Raw genomic sequence first — 23,547 nt, 5'->3', positions numbered from 1 at the left:
GGATGGCTCCTGTGGGTATACGCTCTGGGCGTTCTCTTTGGTGACTGTCCCGCTTAGGACGCGTGGGCCCGCCGCGATCCGACATCACCGACAAAATTTTCTCAGTTATTTTTGCAGGCGGAATTTCTTGTCCGCCGCGATCAATATGTCAGCCGGGGCGATCTCCGCGGGCAGACGGAATGTCGCATGGCTCATCCTGATTGCGAATTGCGGCGGCGGTGAAATCATCGTTGATTGCCAAAGGCGCAAGACGCGTTCGCAGCCTGGTTCGAAACATGTCCCTTTCCTGGGTTTGTTCCGGGCTAGACTGAACGACAATAAAAATACAGCCGGTCCGGGCATCACCCCCGGAATCGCAGAGGGAGAAACACATGTTGCAACGCAATCGCCTTGCTATGTCCGCTGCTGTCGCGCTCGCCGCGGCCGCCACCATGTTCGGTGGTGCAGTCCAGGCGCAGGACTATCCGACCAAGCCGATCACACTGATCGTGCCATGGCCCGCTGGTGGCTCCACCGACATCTCGATGCGCGCGATTGCAGACGCGGCATCGAAACATCTCGGCCAGCCGATTGCCATCGACAACAAGGGCGGCGGTGGCGGCACTGTCGGCCCGGCCACCATGGCGGCGGCTGCGAAGCCGGATGGCTACACCATCTCGCAGATTCCGATCACCGTGTTCCGCCTGCCGCTGATGCAGGATGTGTCGTGGAATCCGGACAAGGATTTCTCCTACATCATCCATCTCACCGGCTACACCTTCGGCATCACCACCAATGCGGAGTCGCAGTTCAAGACCTGGAAGGACGTGGTCGATTTCGCCAAGGCCAATCCCGGCAAGGTGACTTACGCGACGCCGGGTACAGGCACATCGCTGCATGTCGGCATGGAGCAGATCGCCGCCATGGCCGGCATCAAGCTGACGCAGGTGCCATTCAAGGGCGGCGCTGAAACCAACGCTGCGGTGCTCGGCAATCACACCATGCTGCAGGCGGATTCCACCGGCTGGCGGCCGCTGGTCGATGCCGGCAAGCTGCGTCTGTTGATGGTGTGGACCGACAAGCGATCGCCGAATTTCCCGGATGCGCCGACGCTGAAGGAAAGCGGCTATCCGATGGTCTATGACTCCCCATTCGGCATCGCCGGGCCAAAGGGCATGGATCCGAAGATCGTCGCCAAGCTGCATGACGCCTTCAAGAAGGCCATCGAGGATCCCGCCGTCATCGCGACGCTGGCGAAATATGACATGGTGCCGAACTACAAGAACACCGAGGACTACAAGAAATTCGTTGTCGAGGTCACCAATTCCGAGCGCAAGGTGATCGAGGGAATCGGGTTGGGCAAGAAGTAGCCTCACACACAGGTGTCGTCCCCGCGAAGGCGGGGACCCATAACCTCTGACGTTTGTAGTCGAAGCAAGTCCTCTCCTTACTGCCGCAACATATCGATGGTGTGTATGGGTCCCCGCCTTCGCGGGGACGACATCGGAGCTAATCGGGGCGCTGCAGATACGAGGCACCTACCAAAGGCACTCCATGTCCTCCTCCACCCGCCCGCCATTCCGGCTCAACAATTCAGAACTCTGGACCGGCGTGCTCGGCATTGCGCTTGGCGTGTTCGTCATTCGCTCCGGCCTCAAGCTGAAGCTCGGCACCATCAACGATCCCGGCTCCGGCTTCATGCTGTTCTATATTGGCCTGCTGATGTGCGCTTTCGCCGTCACCATCATTCTGGCTTCTGTAACCGAAGGCGGACCGACCTTTGGCTCGCGGTGGGAAGGTGCAAGCTGGGGCAAGCCGGGCGCGATCATCGTCATTCTCTCGGCCTATGCTTTCGCGCTCGAGCCACTGGGCTTCCTGATCTCGACCATTCCGCTGATGCTGGTGCTGTTGCGCGTCATCGATCCCGTGCGTTGGACGCTGGCGATCCCACTCGCGGTGCTGGCGCCGCTCAGCGTGTGGTGGGTGCTGAAACGCGGCCTGCTGATCCAGTTGCCTTCGGGCATGTTTGAAATCGGCTGACGGGAAACACGGATCATGGATGTTCTCGTCAATGTCATGCACGGCTTCGGTGTCGCGCTGCAGCCCGTCAATATTCTCTACTGCTTCATCGGCGTCTTCATCGGCACCCTGGTTGGCGTGCTGCCCGGCATCGGGCCGATCTCCGCGATGTCGCTGCTGCTGCCGGTGACGCTGTCCGGCACGCCGGAATCCGGCATCATCATGATGGCCGGCATCTATTACGGCTCGATGTATGGCGGCTCGACCACGTCGATCCTGGTCAACATTCCCGGTGAGGCCGCCTCCGTCGTCACCTGTATCGACGGCCACCAGATGGCGAAGCAGGGCCGTGCCGGTCCGGCGCTTGGCATCTCCGCGCTCGGCTCCTTCATCGCCGGCACTTTTGCGCTGGTGATGCTGATGCTGGTGGCGCCGTCGCTCGCCTCGGTCGCCATTGCCTTCGGCCCCGCGGAATATGCCAGCCTGATGGTGCTCGGCTTGGTCGTGCTGACCTTCCTGACACAAGGCTCGATGGCCAAGGCGTTGCTGATGGCCTGTATCGGCATCGTGCTTGGCCTCATCGGCCTCGACAGCATCACGGCGCAGCCGCGGCTGACCTTCGGCCGGATCGAACTGATCGATGGCATCGGTCTCGTGCCCGTGGTCATGGGTCTGTTCGGGCTCGGCGAGGTGCTGCTCAACACCGAGCAGGTCATCAAGCGCGACATCATCAATGCCAAGATCACGCAGCTATTGCCCAACAAGGAAGACTGGAAGGCCAGCGCCGGGCCGATCGGGCGCGGTACCATCCTCGGCTTCTTCCTCGGCATCCTGCCGGGCGGCGGTGCCGTGGTCGCGTCATTCGCGTCCTATGCGCTGGAGAAGCGGCTGTCGAAACATCCGGAACGTTTCGGTCATGGCGCGATCGAAGGCGTTGCCGGACCTGAAGCGGCGAACAACGCGGCAGCGGGCGGTGCGTTCATTCCGCTGATGACCCTCGGCATTCCACCGAACGTGGTGATGGCGCTGCTGCTCGGCGCTTTCGTCATTCACGGGCTGCAGCCCGGCCCGCTGCTGATCACCCAGAACCCCGGATTGTTCTGGGGCATCGTTGCCAGCATGTATATCGGCAACCTCATGCTGCTGGTGCTGAACCTGCCGCTGATCGGCATGTGGGTGAAGCTGCTGAAGCTGCCCTACAACGTGCTGTTCCCGCTGATCATCCTGTTCACGATCATCGGCGTTTATTGCAGCAGCAACAATGTGTTCGATGTCTATGTCATGATCGGCTTCGGCGTCATCGGCTACTTCATGCGCAAGTTCGGTTACGAGCCCGCGCCTTTGGTACTGGCCTTTGTGCTGGGTCCGCTGCTGGAGAACAATCTGCGGAAGTCATTGATCCTGTCGCAGGGCAATCTCATGACCTTCATCGAGCGGCCGATCTCGGCAGCGTGTCTTGCGCTGGCAGTGGTGCTTCTGATCGCGCCGCTGTTGCCTGCACTGCGTAAGAAGCGCGAGATGGTCGCGCTCGACGAGGGCGCGTAGCCGGGAGGCATTTGTCATGGACACCGAACTGGCCAGGACATTCCTTGCTGTTGTGAGCGCCGGGAATTTCGTGACCGCGGCGGAGAAGCTGCATGTCACGCAGTCCACGGTCAGCGCGCGGATCCAGACGCTGGAGCAGTTGCTGCGCGTGACGCTGTTCGTCCGCAACAAGGCCGGCGCGACGCTGACACCCGCCGGCCGCCAGTTTCAGAAACACGCGTCCACGCTGGTGCGAACGGTGGAACATGCGCGGCAGGATGTCGGCATTGCGAAAGGCTTCAGCGGTACGCTGACCGTCGGCGGTCGCATCGGGTTGTGGGAGGAGCATCTGCTCCACTGGCTGCCGCTGATGCGCGCGAAACATCCGGATATCGCGATCCGCGCCGAGAGCGCTCTCGAAGCCGAATTGATGCAGGGCCTCGTAGAAGGCCGTATCGATATCGGCGTGATGTATACGCCGCAGAGCCGGCCTGGCCTCAAGGTCGAGCAGTTGTTCGATGAGCAGCTCATTCTGGTCTCGACCAGCACGCACAGCGCGCCGGAGCCGCAGTCGGGTTACGTCTATATCGACTGGGGCCCGGAATTCTACGCACGCCACATGGCGCTGTTTCCGGATTTCGCCGGGCCATCGCTCACCGCCAATATCGGTTGGCTCGGGCTGCAGCATGTGCTGGAGAATGGCGGCTCCGGATATTTCCCGCGCCGCATCGTTGCACCCCAGCTGAAGGCTGGGCGGCTGCATGCCGTCGCCGATGCGCCGGAATTTTCGATGCCAGCCTATGTCGTCTATCCCGGCGATCGCGACGATGCGATCATCGCCGAAGCGGTCGCACTCATGCATCGCCTCGCGCATGACGCGGCCAACAAAAAGCCCGCGCCTGCAGGGCAGGCGAGGGCGCCGAAACGTCCGGCAAGGCGGACCTGATGCGGGGAGCAGGCGCGGCTAGGTGCCGGACGGATATCCCGATGTCGCAACGATCGCCGCGATCTGATCGGCGCTGTGCCGGGAACGCTTGGTGGCTGTCAGGCGTGCGATGATCGCTGCAGCGAAGGCGAACAGCGCGAGAGCGACCGATACGTCGGGGTGGATGATCGTTTTCATGGTCGGCTCCTGCATCATCGAGGGGCGGCATCGCTCCTCGGGTTCCTTCGAGCCTAGGACTGCTATAAATTTTGACAAACGAATATTATTGACGCTTGCAATCGGATTTATCGATTTTAAATCGACCCGAGCCGAATGACGTCGCAATCGTCGGAAGGACGGCGTCCTGCACTTTGCGGAATGCAAAGATTGCGAGGCAGACACCCGCGGCCACTGCAAGAACGATGTGACCATGAGCGCGCGCAGCCGTCAGTGCCGCGCATGAGTGAGCTTGCGTGTGGGAAACGGGATATCGGGGTGTGCGAGAGACAGAGCGGGCGATCGACGTGATCGCAAGCGTGCGCGTTGCATTGGGACAAGGCCGCCGCGCCTAACGCATGCGATGGGATGCAATTGATTCAATGCGAGGACGAACAACGCGCGCTCGACAAATATCAGCCGCAGATTCGTCCGATTAAAGATTCACGCTCCGGCGAAATGAGTTGGGGGCTGCATCATGGCGTTTGTCGGACCTGAATTTCCCATCAATTCCACCACCGCTAATGATCAGGCGGGAGCAACCCAAACGCTGTTGTCCGACGGACGTATTCTTGTCACATGGACTGCGACGGACGCTAGCGGTCATCAGCCGCATACAATTCAGGGCCACTACTTGTCGGCGGACGGTACGCTTCAAGGACCCGATTTTCAGATCACGATTGATCGTAGCGGAGATCCGGGAGCGCCTTCCGTCACCGCGCTCTCCGACGGCCGCGCTTTTGTCGCATGGCAGTCCTATATCGCCGCCGACAATGTCACCGAAGTTCGCGGCACCCTCATCGATGCGGAGGGGCATCCCGTTGCAGATATGGTGGTCAATTCATCAACTGCGATTTCGCCGCAGATGCCTTCCGTCACGACGCTCGCCGATGGCCAGATCTTGCTGACCTACGTGTCCGCAGACGGCGGGGATCCGAAATATCTTGGCGACATCCGCGGGAGGATCCTCCACGACGACGGGACCGTTGCTGTCGACGATTTCACCGTGAATACGACCACCTGGGGTACGCAATATGATCCGAAGGTGACGGCGCTGCCCGACGGGCGGGCGTTCGTCACATGGAGGTCGTACGATCCGGACGAGGGGCGCTACAACGTCTCCGGTCAGTTCGTGAACCCCGATGGCAGCGCGAGCGGGCCGGATTTTCGCATCCTGGCGGGAGCCCAGTTCAATCAGAGCGACGCGTCTGCCGCGGTTCTCGCGGATGGACGCATTCTCGTGGCCTGGACCGCGCAGGAACCGGATGGTGACAGCAACATTCATGCGCGCCTGCTGAACCCGGACGGATCCGTGGTTGTGTCCGATAATATCGTCAATGCGAATTTTGACGGCGGTCAGGATTCCCCGTCGATCGCCGCGCTACCGGATGGCCGCGCCGTCATCATCTGGCACGCCACCGATCCCGTCACCGGCGCCAGTGATCTCTATGGTCGCCTGCTGATTCCGGGCGCTTTTCCGATCGGCAACGATTTCCTTGTTAATTCGACAGGTGGCCTGGCGGAAACCGGACCGCATCTCCTGACATTGTCAGATGGACGTATTCTCGCGACCTGGACCTCGTTTGAGCAGGGACCGGCCGCAAACGACATCCACGGCCGCATCATGTCGTTCAACACGATCACGAATGGTACGCCGGGCGATGACGTGCTCCCCGGCACCGCGGATAACGATATCATTCACGGCGGCGATGGTCGCGACACGATTCATGGAGCGGCGGGAAATGACGTTCTGCATGGCGATGGCGGCAGCGACTTTCTCTACGGCGATGCGGGTAATGATTTTCTGTTCGGCGGCGATGGCGACGACCGCATGTGGGGTGGTGACGGCAATGACATTTTCGTCGGCGGCAAGGGCGCCGATGCTTTCGCCGGCGCGTCCGGCATCGATACCGTGCGCTACGAGACATCGCCGTCTGGTGTTCACATCGATCTCACACTTGGCACGGGCAGTGGAGGCGATGCCGCCGGTGACAGTTTCAGTTCGATCGAGATCGTCATTGGTAGTCGCTTCGACGACACGTTGATCGGCGACGGTGCCGCCAACACGTTGTCAGGCGGCAGCGGCAAGGACGTTCTGGATGGTCGCGACGGCAATGACGTGCTGGACGGCGGCGAAGGCAACGATGCGCTGACCGGCGGTGCGGGCAATGACATTCTGCACGGCGGTGCCGGTAACGATCAGCTTTGGGGCAATGCGGGTGACGATATCCTCGCCGGCGGCGCAGGTGCCGATGTGCTTGCCGGTGGCGCCGGCAACGATACGGCGGACTACGGCACGTCCATCGCCCAGGTGAATATCAATCTGGCGACAGGTGTCATTCGATGGGGAGATGCTGAGGGCGACAAACTCAGTTCGATCGAAAATCTGATCGGGAGCGGGACCATGGACCTGCTGACGGGTGACACAGGCGACAATCGCATTTCCGGTGGCGGTGGGAACGATCTGATCGATGGCGGCGGCGGAAACGATAGTCTTGATGGCGGCACCGGCAACGACTCGCTCACAGGCGGGCTCGGCGCCGACATCTTGACCGGCGGAGCTGGTGCGGACAGTTTTGTATTCAAAGCTGTGCAGGACAGTCTGTCCGGAGCTGCCGATCAGATCACCGACTTTTCGTCGATCGTCGCAGACACGGCCGACTGGATCGATCTGTCGGCAATCGATGCCAACAGCAAGGCCGCCGGCGATCAAGCGTTCGCCTTCGTCGGAAGCGCCGCTTTCACACATATCGCCGGCGAATTGCGCTTCGCCGATCATCTTCTTCAAGGCGATGTCGATGGCGATGGTGCGGCCGACTTCGCGGTTCAGGTGAACAGCGCTGTCTTGAAGGCAGGTGACTTCGTCTTGTGATGTCCGCGATGTGAGTGTCGTCGCGCGGCCACCGGCGTCGCGGCCGCTTTCGCGTTACGCTGCGGTCGACGTCCGCGACGTGACGCCCGGCATCAGCTGAAACGGTTGCTCGATCACGATGCTCGGGCAGCCCAGTGATGCCGCCACCTGGCTGGTCGAGGCGACCACGGCATGGTCGATCTGCGAGCCGGGGATCTGGGCCACGATCAGTTGCGCGATACAGAGTTGTTTGGTGCCGCGCAGGTCGAGATCGACCCGGTAGGCAAACAGCGCATGGACGATGTCGCGCCGGTCGCGGATCACGATCAGCCCGTTGTCGCCGCCATCGGCATCGGTTCGCCGGCGCACGAAATCCAGCCATGCATCCAGCGTAACGCTGGCATCGTGCAGATAGACGAGCGGATAGGCCGCGCGAGCGTCCGCCCAAGCCATTGGTTGCGCCTGATATTCCTCATTCATCGCCGGATTCCCGCATGGCCTGCGAAATTGGCGGGGATGGGCTGGCTCGGCATTGATATGGGTCAAAGCGTCCACGATTGATCCATGTCAAATGGTGTAGAGTGATTTTCAAGACCTGCCACATATCACCAAACCGAAGATGGACAGTGCCATGACCTTCGCGGAACCAGCGGCCGAGACCTGTGCCGGAGAGCGCGACTGCAAGCACGGCCGCAGCACCAACGGCTGCGACGATTGCAAGGTGCGCCTGTTCAGCGTCTGCGGCGCATTGGAACCGGCGGAACTCGACGAGCTCGATCGCCTCAGCCAGGTCAAGAATTTCCCGGCCAAGGCCATGCTGTTCGATCAGGGCGCGCTGGCCGGTAGCGTGTTCAACGTCACCGAAGGCATCGTCCGGCTCTACAAGTCGCTACCCGATGGGCGTCGCCAGATCGTTGGCTTTGCGCTGCCCGGTGATTTCCTGGGACTTGCGCTGATGGACCGCTACGGCGTCGCCGCCGAGGCCGTAACACCGGTGCGCGTCTGCCGTTTCTCCCGCGCCCAGTTTCTCAGCTATGTCGACGGCAAGCCGCATCTGCTGCGCCGCCTGCATGAATTTGCCGGCCATGAGCTCTCGCTCGCGCAGGACCAGATGCTGCTGCTCGGCCGCCGCACCGCCGACGAGAAGGTGGCCGCCTTCCTGCTGAACCTGCAGGCGCGCTATGGCCGCATCGGCGCGATGTCGGTCAACGTGCCGCTGCCCATGAGCCGCCAGGACATCGCCGACTATCTCGGCCTGACCATCGAAACCGTCAGCCGCACTTTGACCAAGCTCGCCAAGGAAAAGACCGTGGTCGTGGTGCCCGATGGCGTGCGGCTGCTGTCCACCGACCGGCTGGATCAGCTCGCCGCGGCGTAATGCGGCGCTGCATTTTGATGCAGCTCAAGGAGAGCGTGTCCTGCTGCGCTCACACTCTTCTCCGTCACTCAAGGAGAAGAGATATGCCTTTCGACAGTATGCTGGTCGCCGCCGCCGTGGTCACGATGTTCGTCTGCTTCGCCCTGCCGCTGGCCTGGGTCTCGCGCCGGACCTTCGGGCAGTCCTGAGCCCTTCGGCGGCCTGCCGGTGCCCCTCATAACCGGCTGATTTGTCCTCCAAAACATGCCATGAGTCCTGACCCCCGCGACGGTTGCGCCGCGTCTGGGCTCTTGGTGTGCGAAGGAGAACAAATGGCTGCTCATGTGAGTCCGCTGGCCGGCAAAACAATCGATCCATCCCTGCTGGTCAACGTGCCTCGGCTGGTGACGGCCTATTTCGCCGGCAAGCCGGATCCGTCCATCCCCGCCCAGCGCGTCGCTTTCGGCACCTCCGGCCATCGCGGCTCCGCGCTCCATAATTCCTTCAACGAGAACCACATCCTCGCCGTCAGCCAGGCGATCTGCGATTACCGCAAGGGTGCCGGCATCGACGGCCCGCTCTTCATCGGCATCGACACCCATGCGCTGGCTGAACCGGCACTGGTCAGCGCGCTGGAAATCTTCGCCGCCAATGGCGTGCATGTGCGGATCGACCAGGATGACGGTTATACGCCGACGCCAGTGATCTCCCACGCTATCCTCACCTACAACAAGGGCCGCTCGTCCGGTCTGGCCGATGGCGTCGTGGTCACGCCGTCGCACAACCCGCCGGAAGACGGCGGCTTCAAATATAATCCGCCGAACGGTGGCCCGGCCGATACCGACATCACCGGCATCATGGAGAAAGCTGCCAACGGCTTCCTCGAGAACGACATGGCCGGCGTTAAGCGCATCCCGATCGCGCGTGCGCGCAAATCCGAATTCGTGAAGCGCTACGATTTCATCACGCCCTATGTGACCGACCTCGCCGATGTCGTCGACATGGAGGCGATCCGCGCATCAGGCGTCAAGATCGGCATCGATCCGCTCGGCGGCGCCGGTGTGCATTACTGGCAGCCGATCATCGAGCGATACAAGCTCGATGCGACCATCGTGAATACCGCGATCGATCCGACCTTTCGCTTCATGACGCTGGACTGGGATGGCAAAATCCGCATGGATTGTTCGTCGCCCTATGCGATGGCCAAGTTGATCGGCATGCGCGACAGGTTCGACGTCGCTTTTGCCAACGACACCGATGCCGACCGCCACGGCATCGTCACATCAACCGGCGGCTTGATGAATCCGAACCATTATCTCGCGGCGTCCATCGACTATCTGTTCGCGCACCGTCCGAACTGGCGCAAGGATGCGGCGGTGGGCAAGACCATCGTCTCCAGCGCCATCATCGATCGCGTGGTGAACAAGCTCGGCCGCCAACTGGTCGAGACGCCGGTCGGCTTCAAATGGTTCGTGAACGGTCTCGTCGATGGCTCGTTCGGCTTCGGCGGCGAGGAGAGCGCTGGCGCCTCGTTCCTGCGCAAGGACGGCACGGTGTGGACCACCGACAAGGATGGCTTGATCCTTGGTCTGCTCGCCGCCGAGATCACCGCGGTGACGAAGGAAAATCCGAGCCAGCGTTTCGAGAAGCTGACCACCGAATTCGGCGTGCCCTATTACGAGCGCATCGACGCCGCGGCCACGCCCGAGCAGAAGAATGTGCTGAAGAAGGTCACGCCGGAGCAGATCGGCATGACCGAGCTCGCCGGCGATGCGGTGACCAAGACCGAGAGTAAGGCGGCCGGCAACGACCAGTCCTTCGGTGGCATCAAGGTCTCGACCGCCAATGGCTGGTTCGCCGCGCGGCCGTCCGGCACCGAGGACGTCTACAAGATCTATGCGGAGAGTTTCCGCAGCGAGGATCATCTCAAGCAGATTCAAAGCGACGCGCAGGCGGCGATCTCGAAGGTGTTTGCGAAATAGCCTCACGCGCAACCCCACACTCGTCGTTCCGGGGCGCGCGCTTCTTCGCGCGCGAACCCGGAACCTCGTGGTGTTTGGCGCGATCAGAGAGTCACAGAATGAGGTTCCGGGTTCGCTCGCAAGGGCGAGCGCCTCGGAACGACGAGTATGTGGCTCTCAATGCCCGCTCGTTCGCCACCGCAGCAGGCGCTGCTCGACCATCGACATCGCCAGCGCGGTCACATAGCCGATCACGCCGAGCAGGATCACGCCGGCGAACAGATCCGGCGAACGAAACGCGCGCGCGGAGAGCAGCACCCAGTGGCCGAGGCCGTCGAGGCCGGCGAGAATTTCGCAGACCACCGCCAGGATCAGCGACACGGTCAGGCTCAGACGCATGCCGGAGATGATGTCGGGGCTCGCAGATGGCAGAGCTATCTTAAAGATCACCGCGAGGCGCGACATGTGCAGCGAGCGCGCGACCTCATAGAGACGCGGCTCTACTGCGCCGAAGCCGTGAACGGTCGCAAGCAGCATCGGCCAGATCGCGCCGAAAGCGATGACGAACAGTGCCATGCCCTGGGTCAGCCCGAACAGGGCGATGGCGACGGGAATGATCGCCGATACGGGCAGGGGCCGCAGGAATTCCAGCGACGGAGCGACATAGCTGCGCATCGCCTTGGACGAGCCGATCATGGCGCCGAGTGCGATGCCGACGACGGATGCGACCAGCCAGCCATAGAACATGTGTTCGAGGGTGCCGATTGTCTTGTCCAGCAACGTGCCATTGCTGAAGCCGCGCATCAGCGCGGCCCATGCGCGATCGGGGCCCGGCAGGAACACCGGCGAGACCAGTTTCAGATTGGCGATCAACTGCCACAGCGCGATCAAGCCTGCAGCCACGGCGAAGCTGGCAAGGCGCCAGAGGGTGAGTGCCCAGTTCATCGGACCTCTCCCGCCAGCGCCGCGGGGCCAAACAGATGCTGCTGCGCTGCCAGTAATCCGGCATTGAGCGCATAGCCGATCAGGCCGATCCACAGCAGGTAAGCGAGCATCAGGTCCGGCCGCAATGCTTGCTGCGCAATCATGATTCCGGCGCCGAGTCCGATGGGATTGATCGCGATTTCCACGGTGACGGCGACGATCAGAGCAATGCCGGCCGCTAGGCGAAAGGCGAGAAAGATGCGCGGCAGTGCCGCGGGAATGATGATCTTACGGACGCGGTCGCCTGGCGACAGCCGCAGCGCGCGGGAGACTTCTATCAGTCGTGGCTCGATGCTGCGCACCGCAGCGCGGCTGAGGATCAGGATCGGCCACACACAGGCAAAGGCGACGATCACAATTTCCATGCGATAGCCGAAGCCGAGCGCGATCAGGGCGATCGGTAGCAGCGCGATGGAGGGGATCGGCCGCAGGGATTCGATGGTGACTTCCATCAGCCGATCCAGCGGCTGGAAGATACCGAGTGCAATTCCGAGGAACAATCCGATGGCGCCGCCGACCACGAGGCCGGCAAAGGCCGAAGCCAATGTGTCACGCGTCGCCGCCAGGATGGAGCCGTCGCCGAACGCCTGAAACAGCGCCAGCACCACGGCGCTCGGCGGTGCCAATGCATCGCTGTGGATATCGACAGAGCGCGCCCAGATTTCCAGCACGATGAGCAGGCTCATCGGAAGGATCGCCGCTTTCAGGCGCTCGGATCTCATGCTTCCGATGCCTTGATGAAGTCGAACAATTCGCGGCGCAGCCGCAGGAATTCCGGGTTCTCGCGCGTGGTCAACTGATCGCGCGGGCGCGGCAGGTTGATCGGAAGATCGATGCCGATGCGGCCGGGATGCGGCAGCAGGCCCACCACGCGGTCGCCGAGATAAATGGCCTCTTCGAGATCGTGGGTGACGAAGATCACCGTGGCCTTGCTGGCATCGAGCAGCGACAGGACCTCGTCCTGCAGGCCCTGCCGCGTCATGGCATCAAGCGCGCCGAACGGCTCGTCCATCAGCAGCGCTTTCGGTTCCTGCGCCAGACATCGTGCGATCTGCAGCCGCTGCTGCATGCCGCCGGACATCTCGGCAGGATATTTCGCGGCGTGATGGGGCAGCCCGACTTTCTTCAGCAACTCGTCGATGCGGGCCGGGCGCTGGGCCTTGGGCATGCCGATGGTTTCCAGCGCCAGCGCGACATTTCCGGCGGCGGTGCGCCATGGCAGCAGCGCCTTGCCGTAATCCTGGAACACGATGGCGACGTCGCGCCGCGGCGCGCGCATCGGCTCGCCGTCGAAGCTGACATGTCCGGATGTCGGTTGGTACAGGCCGGCGGCGAGGCGGAGCGCCGTGGTCTTGCCGCAGCCGGAGGCGCCGATGATGCAGAGGAACTCGCCGGGCTTCACGTCGAGGCTGATGTTTTCGATAATCGTCTTGCCGCCGAGATCCAGCGTGACATGGGAAAACGCGATCTGCGACTTTTCGGGTTGGGCGGACGGCATGTCTTTGCGAAGGGCAATGGATGTCATCGCGCTCAATCTCCCTGTCCGGGCGGATAGACGAAAGCGAGCGTCGAGTGCAGATGCGACGTCAGCATGGCCTGCGCAGGACCGGTTTCGCGCGCCAGCACGCGATCGGCCAGAAGCTGATGGGCTGCGACAAAGCGGCTGCCGCTGTCGAAGCCGCGCATCATCACCCTGCGGTAGCGATAAGCCTGATCGTAAAGTTCCGAATGGGCCGAGAGCAGGCGCTTCGAATTGCAGGCCGCCAGCAATGCGGTGTGAAATCCCTTATGGAGCTTGTCGAAATCCGGCGCTCCTTCGCGGAATTCATCGCCGGTCCGGTCGATATGCCTGCGCATCTGGTGAAGGGCGCCGAGGATGCCAGCCTCCCAGGCATCGTCGCCATGTTCGATGGCCAGCCGCAGCGCCTCCATCTCCACCACGCTACGCATTCGTGTGATGTCGGCCAGATCCTCCCGGCTGATGTCGGCGACGCGAAAACCGCGCTGGCCGATGCCGATAATCAGGCCGCGTGAGATCAGGCGCGACAGTCCTTCGCGCATCGGCGTGGCGCCGATCTCGTAACGTTGCACGAGATCGACGATGCCAAGCCGCGTGCCTGGCGCGAGATTGCCGGCAATGATGTCATGCTGAAGCAGTGTCGCTGCACGCTCGCTCAGCGTATCCGAGCCGGATACGTCGATTGTACTGCTAAGGGGCTGGCCCGCCATTCAGTTTGACCTATTTCAGAATCAGTTTGTTGAGATCGAGTTTGGTCTCCAGCATTTTCTGCGAGGACATGACGTCGATCCACCATGCCAGTTGCTCGGGCTTCAGCACCGGCTCCGACTTGTTCGGCGGCGATGCCTTCACCAGTTCGATGGTCTGTTTGGTGAATTTGGCAATCGCGGCTGAGGTCTTGTCTTTGTCGCTGTTCACGATCGCCGCACCTTCGGCGATGGCAGCGCGGAATTTCCTGACGGTGTCGGGATTCTTCTCGGCCCATTCGCGCGAGGCCGCGTAGAAGATGATCGGCTCCGTGCGCTCAAGCTCCGACGCGTAGCGTGCGCCGATGCTGCCGCTGCCGGCCGCCAGCATGCGCGATACCGTCGGCTCGGCGGTCAGCACAGCATCGACACCGCCGGACTTGATGATGTCCGGCATGGTCGGGAAGGTTACTTCGACGAAATTGACCTTCCTGGGATCGACGCCCTTGTCGACCAACCATTTGACGAACAGCACGTGGAGAAATGCACCGAGGCCCGGTGCGCCGACCTTCTTGCCGATGAAGTCCTTCGGCTCCTTGATCGTGATGCCGTTACGCACGAAGGCGGTAATATTGGCGTTTGAGGTCGGGCTCATCACCGTTGCGCCGGCGACCGCGACAAGATCGAGGCCGCCATCGGCAGCCTGCAGGAAGACGGTGGAGGTCGGGCCGCCGATCTGGATCGAGCCGGACAGAATGGCCGCCGGGATATTGGAGTTGATGCCGATGGGGATCATCTCGGCATCGAGCCCGTGCTTCTTGAAGATGCCTTCATCGACCGCGATCATCGCGGACGCGCAGTCCGTTGTTGCAGTGCAACCGATCTGGAGCTTGGTCTGGGCATGCGCGGTGCCCGTCACAGCGAGCGTGGCCAATAGGGCTGCCACCGTCCACTTGGTCATGGTCGTCTCCCTCACCCGAGCATTTTTCGATCGTGAAGCAATCTTTGCGATCGCCTCTTGTTTATCGATATTTTTTTTGATCATATATTTTATCGAAGAACAAAAGCAAGTGGGAGACGCCAGTGAAGCTCGCGACATTTCGTGCCGGCGGCCAGCAGGATGGCCAAGCCAGGGTCGGCATCGCTCACGCCAACGATACCAAGCTGTTCGATCTCGCCGGCGCCGCGGCCCGCGATGGCGGCAATCCCGCCTTCACATCGATGCTGGCGTTGATCGATGCAGGTGAAGGCGCGCTCGATGTGGCGCGAGCCTTGTTTGAGAAGCACGGCAGCGACGCGTCGCTCTCGGTCGCCGTCGCCGGCACAGACATTCTCGCACCATTGCCCGAGCCGCGGCAGATGCGCGATGGCATGTCGTTTCCGCTGCATATCCGGCAGTCGCCGCGTGGCCAGTTGAAGCTGGCCGCCCGTGCGAAGGGTGACATGGAAGAACTGGCACGGCTCGAAGCCGAGCCACTCGGCGAATTGCCCGAAGTCTATCGCCGCCAGCCGATCTACTACATCACCAACCGCTTCAGCGTGCGCGGCACCAACACCACGGTGAAGTGGCCGCGCTACAGCAAGGTCATGGACTACGAACTCGAATTCGGCATCGTCACCAAGACCAAGGGCGCGAATATTTCTGCGGCCAGGGCGAAGGATCACATCTTCGGCTATACTATCTTCAATGATTTCTCGGCCCGCGATGCGCAGCGGCTGGAGATGGAAGGCCGCCTGGGTCCCGCCAAAGGCAAGAGCTTCGACGGCGGCAATGTGCTGGGGCCGTGGATTGTCACGCCGGATGAGATCGGCGATCCCTACAGACTGAAGATGGAATGCCGCGTCAACGGCAAGGTGCGCTCGTCCTCGACCAGCGAGGGCATGTTGTTCTCCTTCGAGGAGATCATCGCCCATGTGACGCAGGACGAGACGCTGATGCCCGGCGAATTCATCGGCTCCGGCACCGTCGGCAACGGCTGCGGCCTCGAACTCGGCTGGTATCTCGAACATAATGACGAGATCGAACTCGAGGTCGAGAAGATCGGCGTGTTGAAGAACAAAGTGGTGCGGCAGGACGTGTAACGCACCTGCCTTTCCACGTCATTGCGAGGAGCGAAGCGACGCGGCAATCCAGAAGCAACAAGCGCAGACTGGATTGCTTCGTCGCAAGGGCTCCTCGCAATGACGACCGATAGGATCAAACAAAAGACAAAACCCCGAGGAAACCACCATGCCCCGTCGCCTCATCGACATCTCCGTTCCCCTGCAGAACGACGTTCCCGCCGATCCGCCGGGTAATCATCCCACCATCAATTATGTCGATCATCAGCAGGGCCTGCCGCGGATGCTGCAGTTTTTCGACGGGCTGAAGGCTGAGGATCTGCCGGACGGGCAGGGCTGGGCGGTGGAACTGGTGCAGCTCTCGACCCATAACGGCACGCATCTCGATGCGCCCTATCATTTCCATCCCACCATGAATCGTGGCGAGCGTTCCTGGACCATCGACGAAGTGCCGCTGGACTGGTGTTTGCAGCCGGGCGTAAAGCTCGACTTCCGGCATTTTCCAGATGGCTATGTCGCGACGGCCAAGGATGTCGAGGACGAGCTCAAGCGCATCGGCCATACGTTGAGCCCGCTGGAGATCGTCGTCGTCAACACCTCTGCCGGCGTCAAATACGGCCAGCAGGACTACGTCATCTCCGGCTGCGGCATGGGCTATGAGGCCACCATGTATCTGCTGGAGAGGGGCGTGCGCCTCACTGGCATCGATGGCTGGAGCTGGGACGCGCCCTTCGTTTACACCGCGAAGAAATATGCCGAGACGAAAGACGCCAGCCTGATCTGGGAAGGCCACAAGGCCGGCCGCCACATCGGCTATTGCCATCTCGAGAAGCTGCACAATCTCGAACAACTGCCATCGACCGGCTTCATGGTGTCGTGTTTCCCGGTGAAGATCGAGAAGGCATCGGCGGGGTGGACAAGGGCGGTAGCGATTATTGATGGGTGAACCACACACTGTCATTCCGGGGCGCTCGCTCTTCGCGAGCGAACCCGGAATCTCGACATGTGACTCTCATATTGGGATTCCGGGTTCGCGTGCGCGAAGATGCGCTCGCGCCCCGGAATGACAGTGTGGAGCAGCGCCGCGCTACACCGCCGCCGCTTCATGCCCAAAATACGCCCGCTCCAGCCGCTGCGGCAGGTTCGCTTCCGACGTCGCGGCTTCCAGCACGATACGCCCCTGCGACAGCGCATAGACGCGGTTGGCCGCCGCCAGCGCTTTCTCCACCAGTTGCTCCACCAGCAGCACCGCAGTGCCCTGTTTCTGCAATTGCGCGATCACCGTCAGCACGCGGTCGACCAGCACGGGTGACAGACCCGCAGAGGGTTCGTCCAGCATCAAGAGCCGTGGCCGCCGCACGAGCCCCTGTGCCACCACCAGCATCTGCTGTTGTCCGCCCGAGAGTGACGCTCCGCGCTCATTGCGCTTCTCGGCGATCTCCGGAAAGAACGACAGCGCTTCATCAACGCGCGCGTTGCGCTCGCCGCGCGGCAGGTCGTAGGCCGCGAGCAGCAGATTTTCGGTCACGGTCTGCTGCGTGAACACGCGGTGTCCCTCGATCACATGGACGAGCCCGGCACGTGCTGCCTCGCGCGGCGTGCCGTTGCTGATGTCGCGGGTATCGAAGCGAACGCTCGCCGCATTGACCGGCAGCAGGCCGGAGATCGCGCGCAGCAAGGTTGATTTCCCGGTGCCGTTGGGGCCGAGCAATGTCACCACTTCGCCGGCGGTGATATGCAGGTCGATACCATGGAGCACGCGGATCTTGCCGTAGCCGGATTCCAGCGCGGTGACCTTGAGCAGCGGTTCAGCCTCCGAGGTAAGCACTGACGACCTCCTTGTGAACGCGGATTTCGGCGGGGGTGCCGGCGGCGAGGATCTTGCCGAGGTTGAGCACCGTGACCTGATTGCAGATGTCGAAGATCAGGTCGGCGTGATGTTCCACCAAGAGTACGCCGGTGCCGCGGCGGCTGATCGCCTTGATCAGCGTGCCGAGTCGCGTGATTTCGTCGCTGGAGAGGCCTGCGGCGGGTTCGTCCAGCAACAGGAAGTCCGGCTGCAGCATCAAGGCCCTCGCGATCTCGATGAAGCGCAACTCGCTGTGCTGCAGGCGATCGGCGCGGACATCCGCCAGCGCCTCCAGCCCGACAACGCCGAGCATCGCGCGCGCCTGTGCGCTGAGCTTGCGTTCGTCGCGGTGGTGCCGCGGCAGCGACAGCAGCGCCTCGGCAAATGTCGCTTCGCCCTCGATGGTGCCGCCGACCATGACATTCTCAAGCACCGAGGCTTCGCCGATCACGCGCGGCGTCTGGAAGGTGCGGGCGATGCCTTTGCCGGCGCGCAGTTCCGGCATGCCGGGCGGCAGCGCATCGTCACCGAGCGTGATGGTGCCGCCCTTGGCGGCGTAGTAGCCGGAGATCACATTCAGTGTGGTGGTCTTGCCGGAGCCATTGGGCCCGATCAGGCCGTGGATCTGGCCCGGCTTCACGTCGAGGTCTAGGCCGTCGATGGCCCGGACATTGCCGAAGGTGAGGACGACTTCGCGCAAGGTGAGCGTCTTGGTCGTGGCAGTCTTGCGCAACACGTCCGACAGCCCGGCGATGCGCGGCACGATAGCGCGGTTGCTGGCGAGCGGACGGCGGCTCTTGAAATCCAGCAGCGCCGCGATGCCGCCGGGCATCACCAGCACGATCAAGAGCAGCAGCACCGCATAGAGGAAGGTCGACCATGCCGCGAGCGGTGCTGCGATCTCCGGCAGGATGGTGAGAATGATGGTGCCGAGCATAGGGCCGAGGATCGAGCCGCGGCCGCCGATCAGGATGGCGATGAAGAACAAGACCGAGAGATCGAAGGTGAAGGCGTCCGGCGTGATATAGGTTTGCAGGCTGGCGAACAGCCCGCCGGCAAAAGCCGCCATGGCGCCGGCGAGCAGGAAGATCGACACCAGCAGCTTCGGTTTCGAAATGCCGGTGGCTTCCGCGGCCACATCCGCATCGCGGATCGCGATCAGTGCGCGGCCAAACCGGCTATAGGCGATATTGGCGCTGAGCCATGTCGCCACCGCCGCGAAGCCGATGCACAGATAATAAAAGCCCCATGGCGTGTTGAACGGCGCGGAGAATTCCGGGCCGACGATGCCGATGCCGCCGCCGGTGACGCTCTGCCAGGCCAGCGCGATCTGCGTCACGATGGTGGCGAAGCCGAGTGTGGTCATGGCGAAGTAGAAGGTGCGCAGCCGCATCGCCGGCAGGCCGACGATGACGCCGAACACCGCGCCAACGCAGCTTGCGATGATCAGCGCGCCGTAGATCGGCACCGGCGGCAGCACATTGCCGGCGGCAAGCACGCTGGTCGTGTAGGCCCCGAGCGTCAGCAGCGCCACATAGCCGATGGCGAGATGGCCGGCGAAGCCGACCACAAGATTGAGCCCGGCCACCAACACCCAGTAGATCGCGGCACGCGTGCCGATCAGCGCCCAGTAGTCGTTGCTGACGAAAGGCAGGATCATCGCCAGCGCGAACACGCCGAGGAACGGCAGCAGTGCCGGCAATACGGAGTGTCTGGTCGTGGTCTCGCGCGATGTCGGAATATCGGTGATCGCCGTCATCACACCCTCCGCGCCGTTGCGGAGCCGAACAGGCCCGAGGGCGCTGCCAGCAACACGATGATGAAGATCGCGAACACGGCGACCGACGAGAAGATGCCGCCAACCAGGAAATTCGCCGCCTGCTGGAACAGGCCGAGCGCGAGCCCGCCGGTCAGCGCGCCGCGATTGTTGCCGAGGCCGCCGAGCGCAACGGGCACGAAGCCGTAGAAGTTCAACAGCGCGCCATTGGCGAAGAAGGCCAGCATCAGTTCGCCGCCGGCAAAGCCCGCGACGCCGCCGATCACGCCGGCGAGGGCATAGCTTGCCACGCGCAGGTTGCGTTCGGGCAGGCCGAGCGCACGCGCGGCAAAATTATCCTCGGCGATGGCCATGAAGGCATGGCCCACCAGCGTGCGGCGATAGAGATATTCGAGGCCGAGAATGGTGAGGCCGCAGGCCACAACAGGGAGCCAAAACTTTTCGTCCCACACGCCGGTGCCGAGACCGACGATGCGCGGGAAGGGCTGCGGCTCGGTGCCCCATTTGATCGCGGTGACCTGCTGTATCATCAGTGCGAGTGCGAGCGTCGACAGCACATAGAGATGCTGCTCGAGGCTTTTGAGCACCGGACGCACCGCGACGAATTCGGTGATGACGCCGATGATCGCGCAGGCGATCAGCGTCAGGGCGAAGCCGACCAAAGTCGGCATCCCCATTTTCAGCATGAACAGCGAGCCGAACACCCCGCCGAGCATGGCGAGCTGCCCGGCGGTGAAGCTCATCACCCGCGAGGTCGAGAACATCGTGTTGTAGGTGATGCCGACGAGCGCATAGATCGCGCCCGCCGCGAGACCTGAAGCTATGATCGAGCCGAGCATGTGTGTCGTCCTCGCGCCGGCTTACGAGTAGCCGGGGGCGAGGGCGAAGGTGCCGTTCTTGGCCGAACGCGCTTCCGACATGACGATCTCGTCGGTCGGATAGCCGTTATGCTGGGTGGGAGAGAACGAGTAGTTGCCGAAATAGCCGGGATATTTGGTCAGCGAGTTCCAGTATTTGACGATGCCCTCGCTGTCGGTCGATCCGCTGGCTTCGACAGCCCTGGCGATCAGCTCGACCGCGTCGATCCCGCCGGCGATCCACCACAGCAGCGTGTCGTTCAGCGGCACCTTGGCCTTGTTCAGGCGATCGACGAGATCCTGGCTCTTCGCAGGCAGTTTGCCGGCTGAATCGTAGCTGCAGCTCTTGTAGCCGATGGCGTAGACCTTCTCCCAGTTGGCGGGCTTCTCGATCAGGCTGGCGAGTTCGCCGGATGCCAGCGACGGATGGCCGACAAAGGCAACGTCCCAACCCATCGACGCGCGGGTGTTGAACATGCGCGCTTCCATGCCGGTGGAGACGCTCCACACCACGATGACCTGCGCAGCGGCATTCTTGGCGCGCAGCATATCCGGCGTCATGTCGGGCTGTGTCGCGTCGATATTGGCCTGATAGACGACATCGGCGCCGTCTTTCTTGAATGCCTCGACCGAGGCCTTCACGGCGGTGACGCCGTAGCCCGTGGTGTCGCCGATCACGGCAATCTTGCTGACTTTCAGCACCTTGAGACAGTAGTTCCTGACGGCGTCGTCCCACTGGCCGTTGGACGGCGCGATGCGGAATGCGGCGGGGAATTTCGCGGGGTCGATCAGCGTATCGACGACGCAGGGATGCAGGTCGGGCATCTTGGCGCGCGCCATCAATGGCGTCGTGGCCAGTGCCTCGCCGGAATTCACCGGCCCCCAGATCGCATGGACCTTGGCCTGGCTGATCAGTTCCTGCGTGGCGTTGACGGCCTTGGTCGGATCGCCTTGGGTGTCGCGCGTGATGATCTCGATCTTGCGGCCCTTGACGCCGCCGGCGGCATTGATGGCCTCCGTGGCAAATGTGACGCCGCGGTTGAAGCCGACGGTCGGCGCCGAACTCGGTCCGGTCATGGCGGCGAGCCAGCCGATCTTGATCGGTTCGGACGATTGCGCAATGGCGGGACGTGCGAGTGGAAAGCTTGCTGCGCCGAGTGCGCCGGCGCCGCCCAATAGAATACCACGACGAGAAATGCTCATCTTGACTTCCTCCCTGTGTTTTCCCTTTGCGGTGCCTGTCATTGATGCAGGCATCCGTTTCGTCCGCCCGGTCGTTGCCGGATGATGTGCGTGGGTGATGTCGTTGGTCGGTCAGATACTCCGGATCGTCATGACATATGCCGATGTTGCGCGGTGGCAGAGCGCGACGCGCAGATCCATCTCCATCGCCTCAGGCTGACCTGTCGCGGTGGCTTTGGCAATCGGCTTGTGATCTTTGACGATGGCAGCGGCGTTGCCAAGGGCCTGGCCGTTGCAAGTCACACGGTGCTGCCCTGCAGTCCCGCTCGTCTGTTGCAACGCAATGATGCGTGGCCGTCGTCAGGTCGCGCTGAAGCCGCCATCTGCCGATAGCACATGGCCGACGATGTAGCCGGCATCGTCGGAGGCGAGCCACACCACGGCTTCGGCGACTTCATGCGGCTGGCCCATACGCCGGATCGGAAGGCCGGCTGCGACGGCCGACATGTCGGCGATCCCCGAGGCCAGCATCATGTCGGTGACGACGCGGCCCGGCGCCACCGCATTGATGCGGATGCCGCGCGGCCCGCATTCCATCGCTGCCGAACGCATCAGTGAGATCACCGCCGCTTTCGATGCAGAATATAGCGCAAGGCCGGGATTGGGATTGCGGATGCCGCTCACCGAAGCATTGATGACGATGCGGCCGCCGCCATTCAGTTCCATGGCCTGGATCTGGTGCTTCAGGCCAAGAAACACCGAGCGGACATTGGCGTCGAACACGGTGTCATAGACCGCCTCTGTCTGCTGCTCGACCGGCGCTCGCCGTTCCTGATAACCGGCATTGTTGAAGGCCACGTCGAGCCGCCCGAAACGGGACATCACAGCCTGCACCAGGCTGGCGACCTCGGCCTCCTCGGTCACGTCGGTGCGCACGAACAGTGTCTTGGCGCCGCACCGGCCGCAGTCTTCGGCCGCGGCCTGTCCCTCGGCCTCGCGACGGCCTGCGATCACCACTGCAGCTGCGCCTTCCTGTGCCATCTGCAGCGCGGCCGCCCGGCCGATGCCGGTGCCGCCGCCGGTCACGAGGCAGATGCGTCCGGCCATGCGGTCGCGGGGGCGGAACTGGGCAGCGCTGGTTGTCATGATCATTCCTTGCACGGATCGTGCTAACACGGTCGTTATTCGTCGCCAGCAATATAGTTGTATCATGCAACTATCGTCAAGGAGCCTGCGATTGTCCGATATTGACGCCGATTTGATTGATCACATCCGCGCCGCGTCGCGTCTGATGGTGCGCGAACTCGGTTTCATGCAGGCAACGGTTGCAGCGACCGACTATCCGCCATCGGCGGTGCATACGCTGCTGGAGATCGGCGCGCGCGAGGCGATGACTGCAGTCGAATTATCCGCGTTTCTCGGGCTGGAGAAATCCAGCGTCAGCCGGATGATCCGCAAGCTGATCGACGCGGGCGAATTGAAGGAAGCCGCCAGTGCCGGCGACGGCCGCGTCAAGCGGCTGTTGCTGACGGCCAAGGGGCGGCGGACCCGCGAGGCGATCGAGGCCTATGGGCAGCGGCAGGTCACCAATGCCTTGCAGCAACTGGCCCCGGCCCAGCGTCAGAAGGTGGCCGAAGGTCTCGCGCTCTATGCCGAGGCATTGGAAGCGCATCGGCTGGCAGATGCACAGACGCCGGACCGGACATTGGCCAGGCGGTCTTGAACCGCTACAGTCGAATCCGGCACACTCGACCGGCTTGACTGGTTCGCATCGTGCAAAAGTAAGTCGTGCCAAAGCAA

22 protein-coding genes are annotated in these 23,547 nt (G+C 62.5%); 10 read left to right on the top strand and 12 right to left on the bottom strand.

The genetic code is table 11. From position 1 onward, the window contains the following. Window positions 1-395 precede the first annotated feature (395 nt). The 4 genes from BLW80_RS05335 to BLW80_RS05320 all read left to right on the top strand — a co-directional run bounded on the left by BLW80_RS05335 (window position 396) and on the right by BLW80_RS05320 (window position 4,468). The gene (locus BLW80_RS05335; protein WP_244528012.1) at window positions 396-1,349 is read left to right on the top strand and encodes a tripartite tricarboxylate transporter substrate binding protein; all 954 of its coding nucleotides are present in this window, start codon (window positions 396-398) and stop codon (window positions 1,347-1,349) included. A gap of 184 nt (window positions 1,350-1,533) precedes the next feature. Then, window positions 1,534-2,019: a tripartite tricarboxylate transporter TctB family protein gene (locus BLW80_RS05330; protein WP_093757093.1), complete on the top strand. Its 486-nt coding sequence runs from the start codon at window positions 1,534-1,536 to the stop codon at window positions 2,017-2,019. A gap of 15 nt (window positions 2,020-2,034) precedes the next feature. Next, window positions 2,035-3,543 carry a tripartite tricarboxylate transporter permease gene (locus BLW80_RS05325; protein WP_089265931.1) on the top strand — a complete coding sequence of 503 codons (1,509 nt, stop codon included), beginning with the start codon at window positions 2,035-2,037 and terminating at the stop codon, window positions 3,541-3,543. A 16-nt stretch (window positions 3,544-3,559) separates the two neighbouring features. Beyond that, on the top strand, window positions 3,560-4,468 hold the full coding sequence (locus BLW80_RS05320; RefSeq protein WP_089265932.1) for a LysR family transcriptional regulator: 909 nt from the start codon (window positions 3,560-3,562) through the stop codon (window positions 4,466-4,468). 18 nt (window positions 4,469-4,486) lie between these two features. Here BLW80_RS05320 and BLW80_RS30200 read toward each other — a convergent pair whose 3' ends face one another. Beyond that, entirely contained in the window at window positions 4,487-4,645 is a 159-nt protein-coding gene (locus BLW80_RS30200; protein WP_170849580.1) for a hypothetical protein, read from the bottom strand. Between the two features lie 496 nt (window positions 4,646-5,141). Here BLW80_RS30200 and BLW80_RS05315 point away from each other — a divergent pair, with 496 nt between their 5' ends. Then, the gene (locus BLW80_RS05315) at window positions 5,142-7,535 is read left to right on the top strand and encodes a calcium-binding protein (RefSeq protein WP_093757092.1); all 2,394 of its coding nucleotides are present in this window, start codon (window positions 5,142-5,144) and stop codon (window positions 7,533-7,535) included. 54 nt (window positions 7,536-7,589) lie between these two features. On the opposite strand, the gene BLW80_RS05310 is transcribed toward BLW80_RS05315, so the two are convergent. Next, window positions 7,590-7,967 (bottom strand): hypothetical protein, encoded by a 378-nt coding sequence (locus tag BLW80_RS05310; protein WP_139285780.1) that lies wholly within the window; start codon window positions 7,965-7,967, stop codon window positions 7,590-7,592. A gap of 178 nt (window positions 7,968-8,145) precedes the next feature. Between BLW80_RS05310 and BLW80_RS05305 the strand changes: the two genes are divergently transcribed. Beyond that, the gene (locus tag BLW80_RS05305; RefSeq protein WP_093757360.1) at window positions 8,146-8,892 is read left to right on the top strand and encodes a Crp/Fnr family transcriptional regulator; all 747 of its coding nucleotides are present in this window, start codon (window positions 8,146-8,148) and stop codon (window positions 8,890-8,892) included. A gap of 311 nt (window positions 8,893-9,203) precedes the next feature. Further along, on the top strand, window positions 9,204-10,853 hold the full coding sequence (gene pgm, locus BLW80_RS05300) for a phosphoglucomutase (alpha-D-glucose-1,6-bisphosphate-dependent) (RefSeq protein WP_093757090.1): 1,650 nt from the start codon (window positions 9,204-9,206) through the stop codon (window positions 10,851-10,853). Window positions 10,854-11,009: 156 nt separating this feature from the next. Here pgm and BLW80_RS05295 read toward each other — a convergent pair whose 3' ends face one another. The 5 genes from BLW80_RS05295 to BLW80_RS05275 are packed head-to-tail and all read right to left on the bottom strand — an operon-like array spanning window position 11,010 to window position 14,982. Continuing rightward, window positions 11,010-11,777: an ABC transporter permease gene (locus BLW80_RS05295; protein ID WP_093757089.1), complete on the bottom strand. Its 768-nt coding sequence runs from the start codon at window positions 11,775-11,777 to the stop codon at window positions 11,010-11,012. Beyond that, window positions 11,774-12,538, bottom strand: a complete 765-nt coding sequence (locus BLW80_RS05290) for an ABC transporter permease (RefSeq protein WP_093757088.1) — start codon at window positions 12,536-12,538, stop codon at window positions 11,774-11,776. The genes BLW80_RS05295 and BLW80_RS05290 overlap by 4 nt, the downstream gene beginning before the upstream one ends. Beyond that, window positions 12,535-13,341: an ABC transporter ATP-binding protein gene (locus BLW80_RS05285; protein ID WP_093757087.1), complete on the bottom strand. Its 807-nt coding sequence runs from the start codon at window positions 13,339-13,341 to the stop codon at window positions 12,535-12,537. Before BLW80_RS05285 ends, BLW80_RS05290 begins: the two co-directional genes overlap by 4 nt. Window positions 13,342-13,346: 5 nt before the next feature. Further along, window positions 13,347-14,045 (bottom strand): GntR family transcriptional regulator, encoded by a 699-nt coding sequence (locus BLW80_RS05280; RefSeq protein WP_093757086.1) that lies wholly within the window; start codon window positions 14,043-14,045, stop codon window positions 13,347-13,349. Window positions 14,046-14,055: 10 nt separating this feature from the next. Then, entirely contained in the window at window positions 14,056-14,982 is a 927-nt protein-coding gene (locus BLW80_RS05275) for an ABC transporter substrate-binding protein (protein WP_093757085.1), read from the bottom strand. A gap of 122 nt (window positions 14,983-15,104) precedes the next feature. Here BLW80_RS05275 and BLW80_RS05270 point away from each other — a divergent pair, with 122 nt between their 5' ends. Further along, entirely contained in the window at window positions 15,105-16,103 is a 999-nt protein-coding gene (locus BLW80_RS05270; protein ID WP_093757084.1) for a fumarylacetoacetate hydrolase family protein, read from the top strand. 148 nt (window positions 16,104-16,251) lie between these two features. After that, window positions 16,252-17,028: a cyclase family protein gene (locus BLW80_RS05265; RefSeq protein ID WP_093757083.1), complete on the top strand. Its 777-nt coding sequence runs from the start codon at window positions 16,252-16,254 to the stop codon at window positions 17,026-17,028. A 141-nt stretch (window positions 17,029-17,169) separates the two neighbouring features. On the opposite strand, the gene BLW80_RS05260 is transcribed toward BLW80_RS05265, so the two are convergent. From BLW80_RS05260 to BLW80_RS05240, 5 genes are all read right to left on the bottom strand, one after another. After that, on the bottom strand, window positions 17,170-17,910 hold the full coding sequence (locus tag BLW80_RS05260) for an ABC transporter ATP-binding protein (RefSeq protein ID WP_170849579.1): 741 nt from the start codon (window positions 17,908-17,910) through the stop codon (window positions 17,170-17,172). Further along, entirely contained in the window at window positions 17,891-19,690 is a 1,800-nt protein-coding gene (locus BLW80_RS05255; protein ID WP_093757081.1) for a branched-chain amino acid ABC transporter ATP-binding protein/permease, read from the bottom strand. The genes BLW80_RS05260 and BLW80_RS05255 overlap by 20 nt, the downstream gene beginning before the upstream one ends. Next, entirely contained in the window at window positions 19,690-20,547 is an 858-nt protein-coding gene (locus tag BLW80_RS05250) for a branched-chain amino acid ABC transporter permease (protein ID WP_093757080.1), read from the bottom strand. The genes BLW80_RS05255 and BLW80_RS05250 overlap by 1 nt, the downstream gene beginning before the upstream one ends. 21 nt (window positions 20,548-20,568) lie before the next feature. Further along, window positions 20,569-21,768, bottom strand: coding sequence for an ABC transporter substrate-binding protein (locus tag BLW80_RS05245; protein ID WP_093757359.1), 1,200 nt, complete (start codon window positions 21,766-21,768; stop codon window positions 20,569-20,571). A gap of 339 nt (window positions 21,769-22,107) precedes the next feature. Next, entirely contained in the window at window positions 22,108-22,893 is a 786-nt protein-coding gene (locus BLW80_RS05240; RefSeq protein ID WP_244527960.1) for an SDR family NAD(P)-dependent oxidoreductase, read from the bottom strand. A gap of 91 nt (window positions 22,894-22,984) precedes the next feature. Between BLW80_RS05240 and BLW80_RS05235 the strand changes: the two genes are divergently transcribed. Beyond that, window positions 22,985-23,470, top strand: coding sequence for a MarR family winged helix-turn-helix transcriptional regulator (locus BLW80_RS05235; RefSeq protein WP_374725612.1), 486 nt, complete (start codon window positions 22,985-22,987; stop codon window positions 23,468-23,470). Window positions 23,471-23,547 lie beyond the last annotated feature (77 nt).

Origin of the sequence: Tardiphaga sp. OK245, from assembly GCF_900108575.1 — a bacterium.
Lineage (GTDB): Bacteria > Pseudomonadota > Alphaproteobacteria > Rhizobiales > Xanthobacteraceae > Tardiphaga > Tardiphaga robiniae.
The sequence above is the reverse complement of the archived record's forward strand: the minus strand, read 5'-3'. Positions and strand labels throughout refer to the sequence as shown.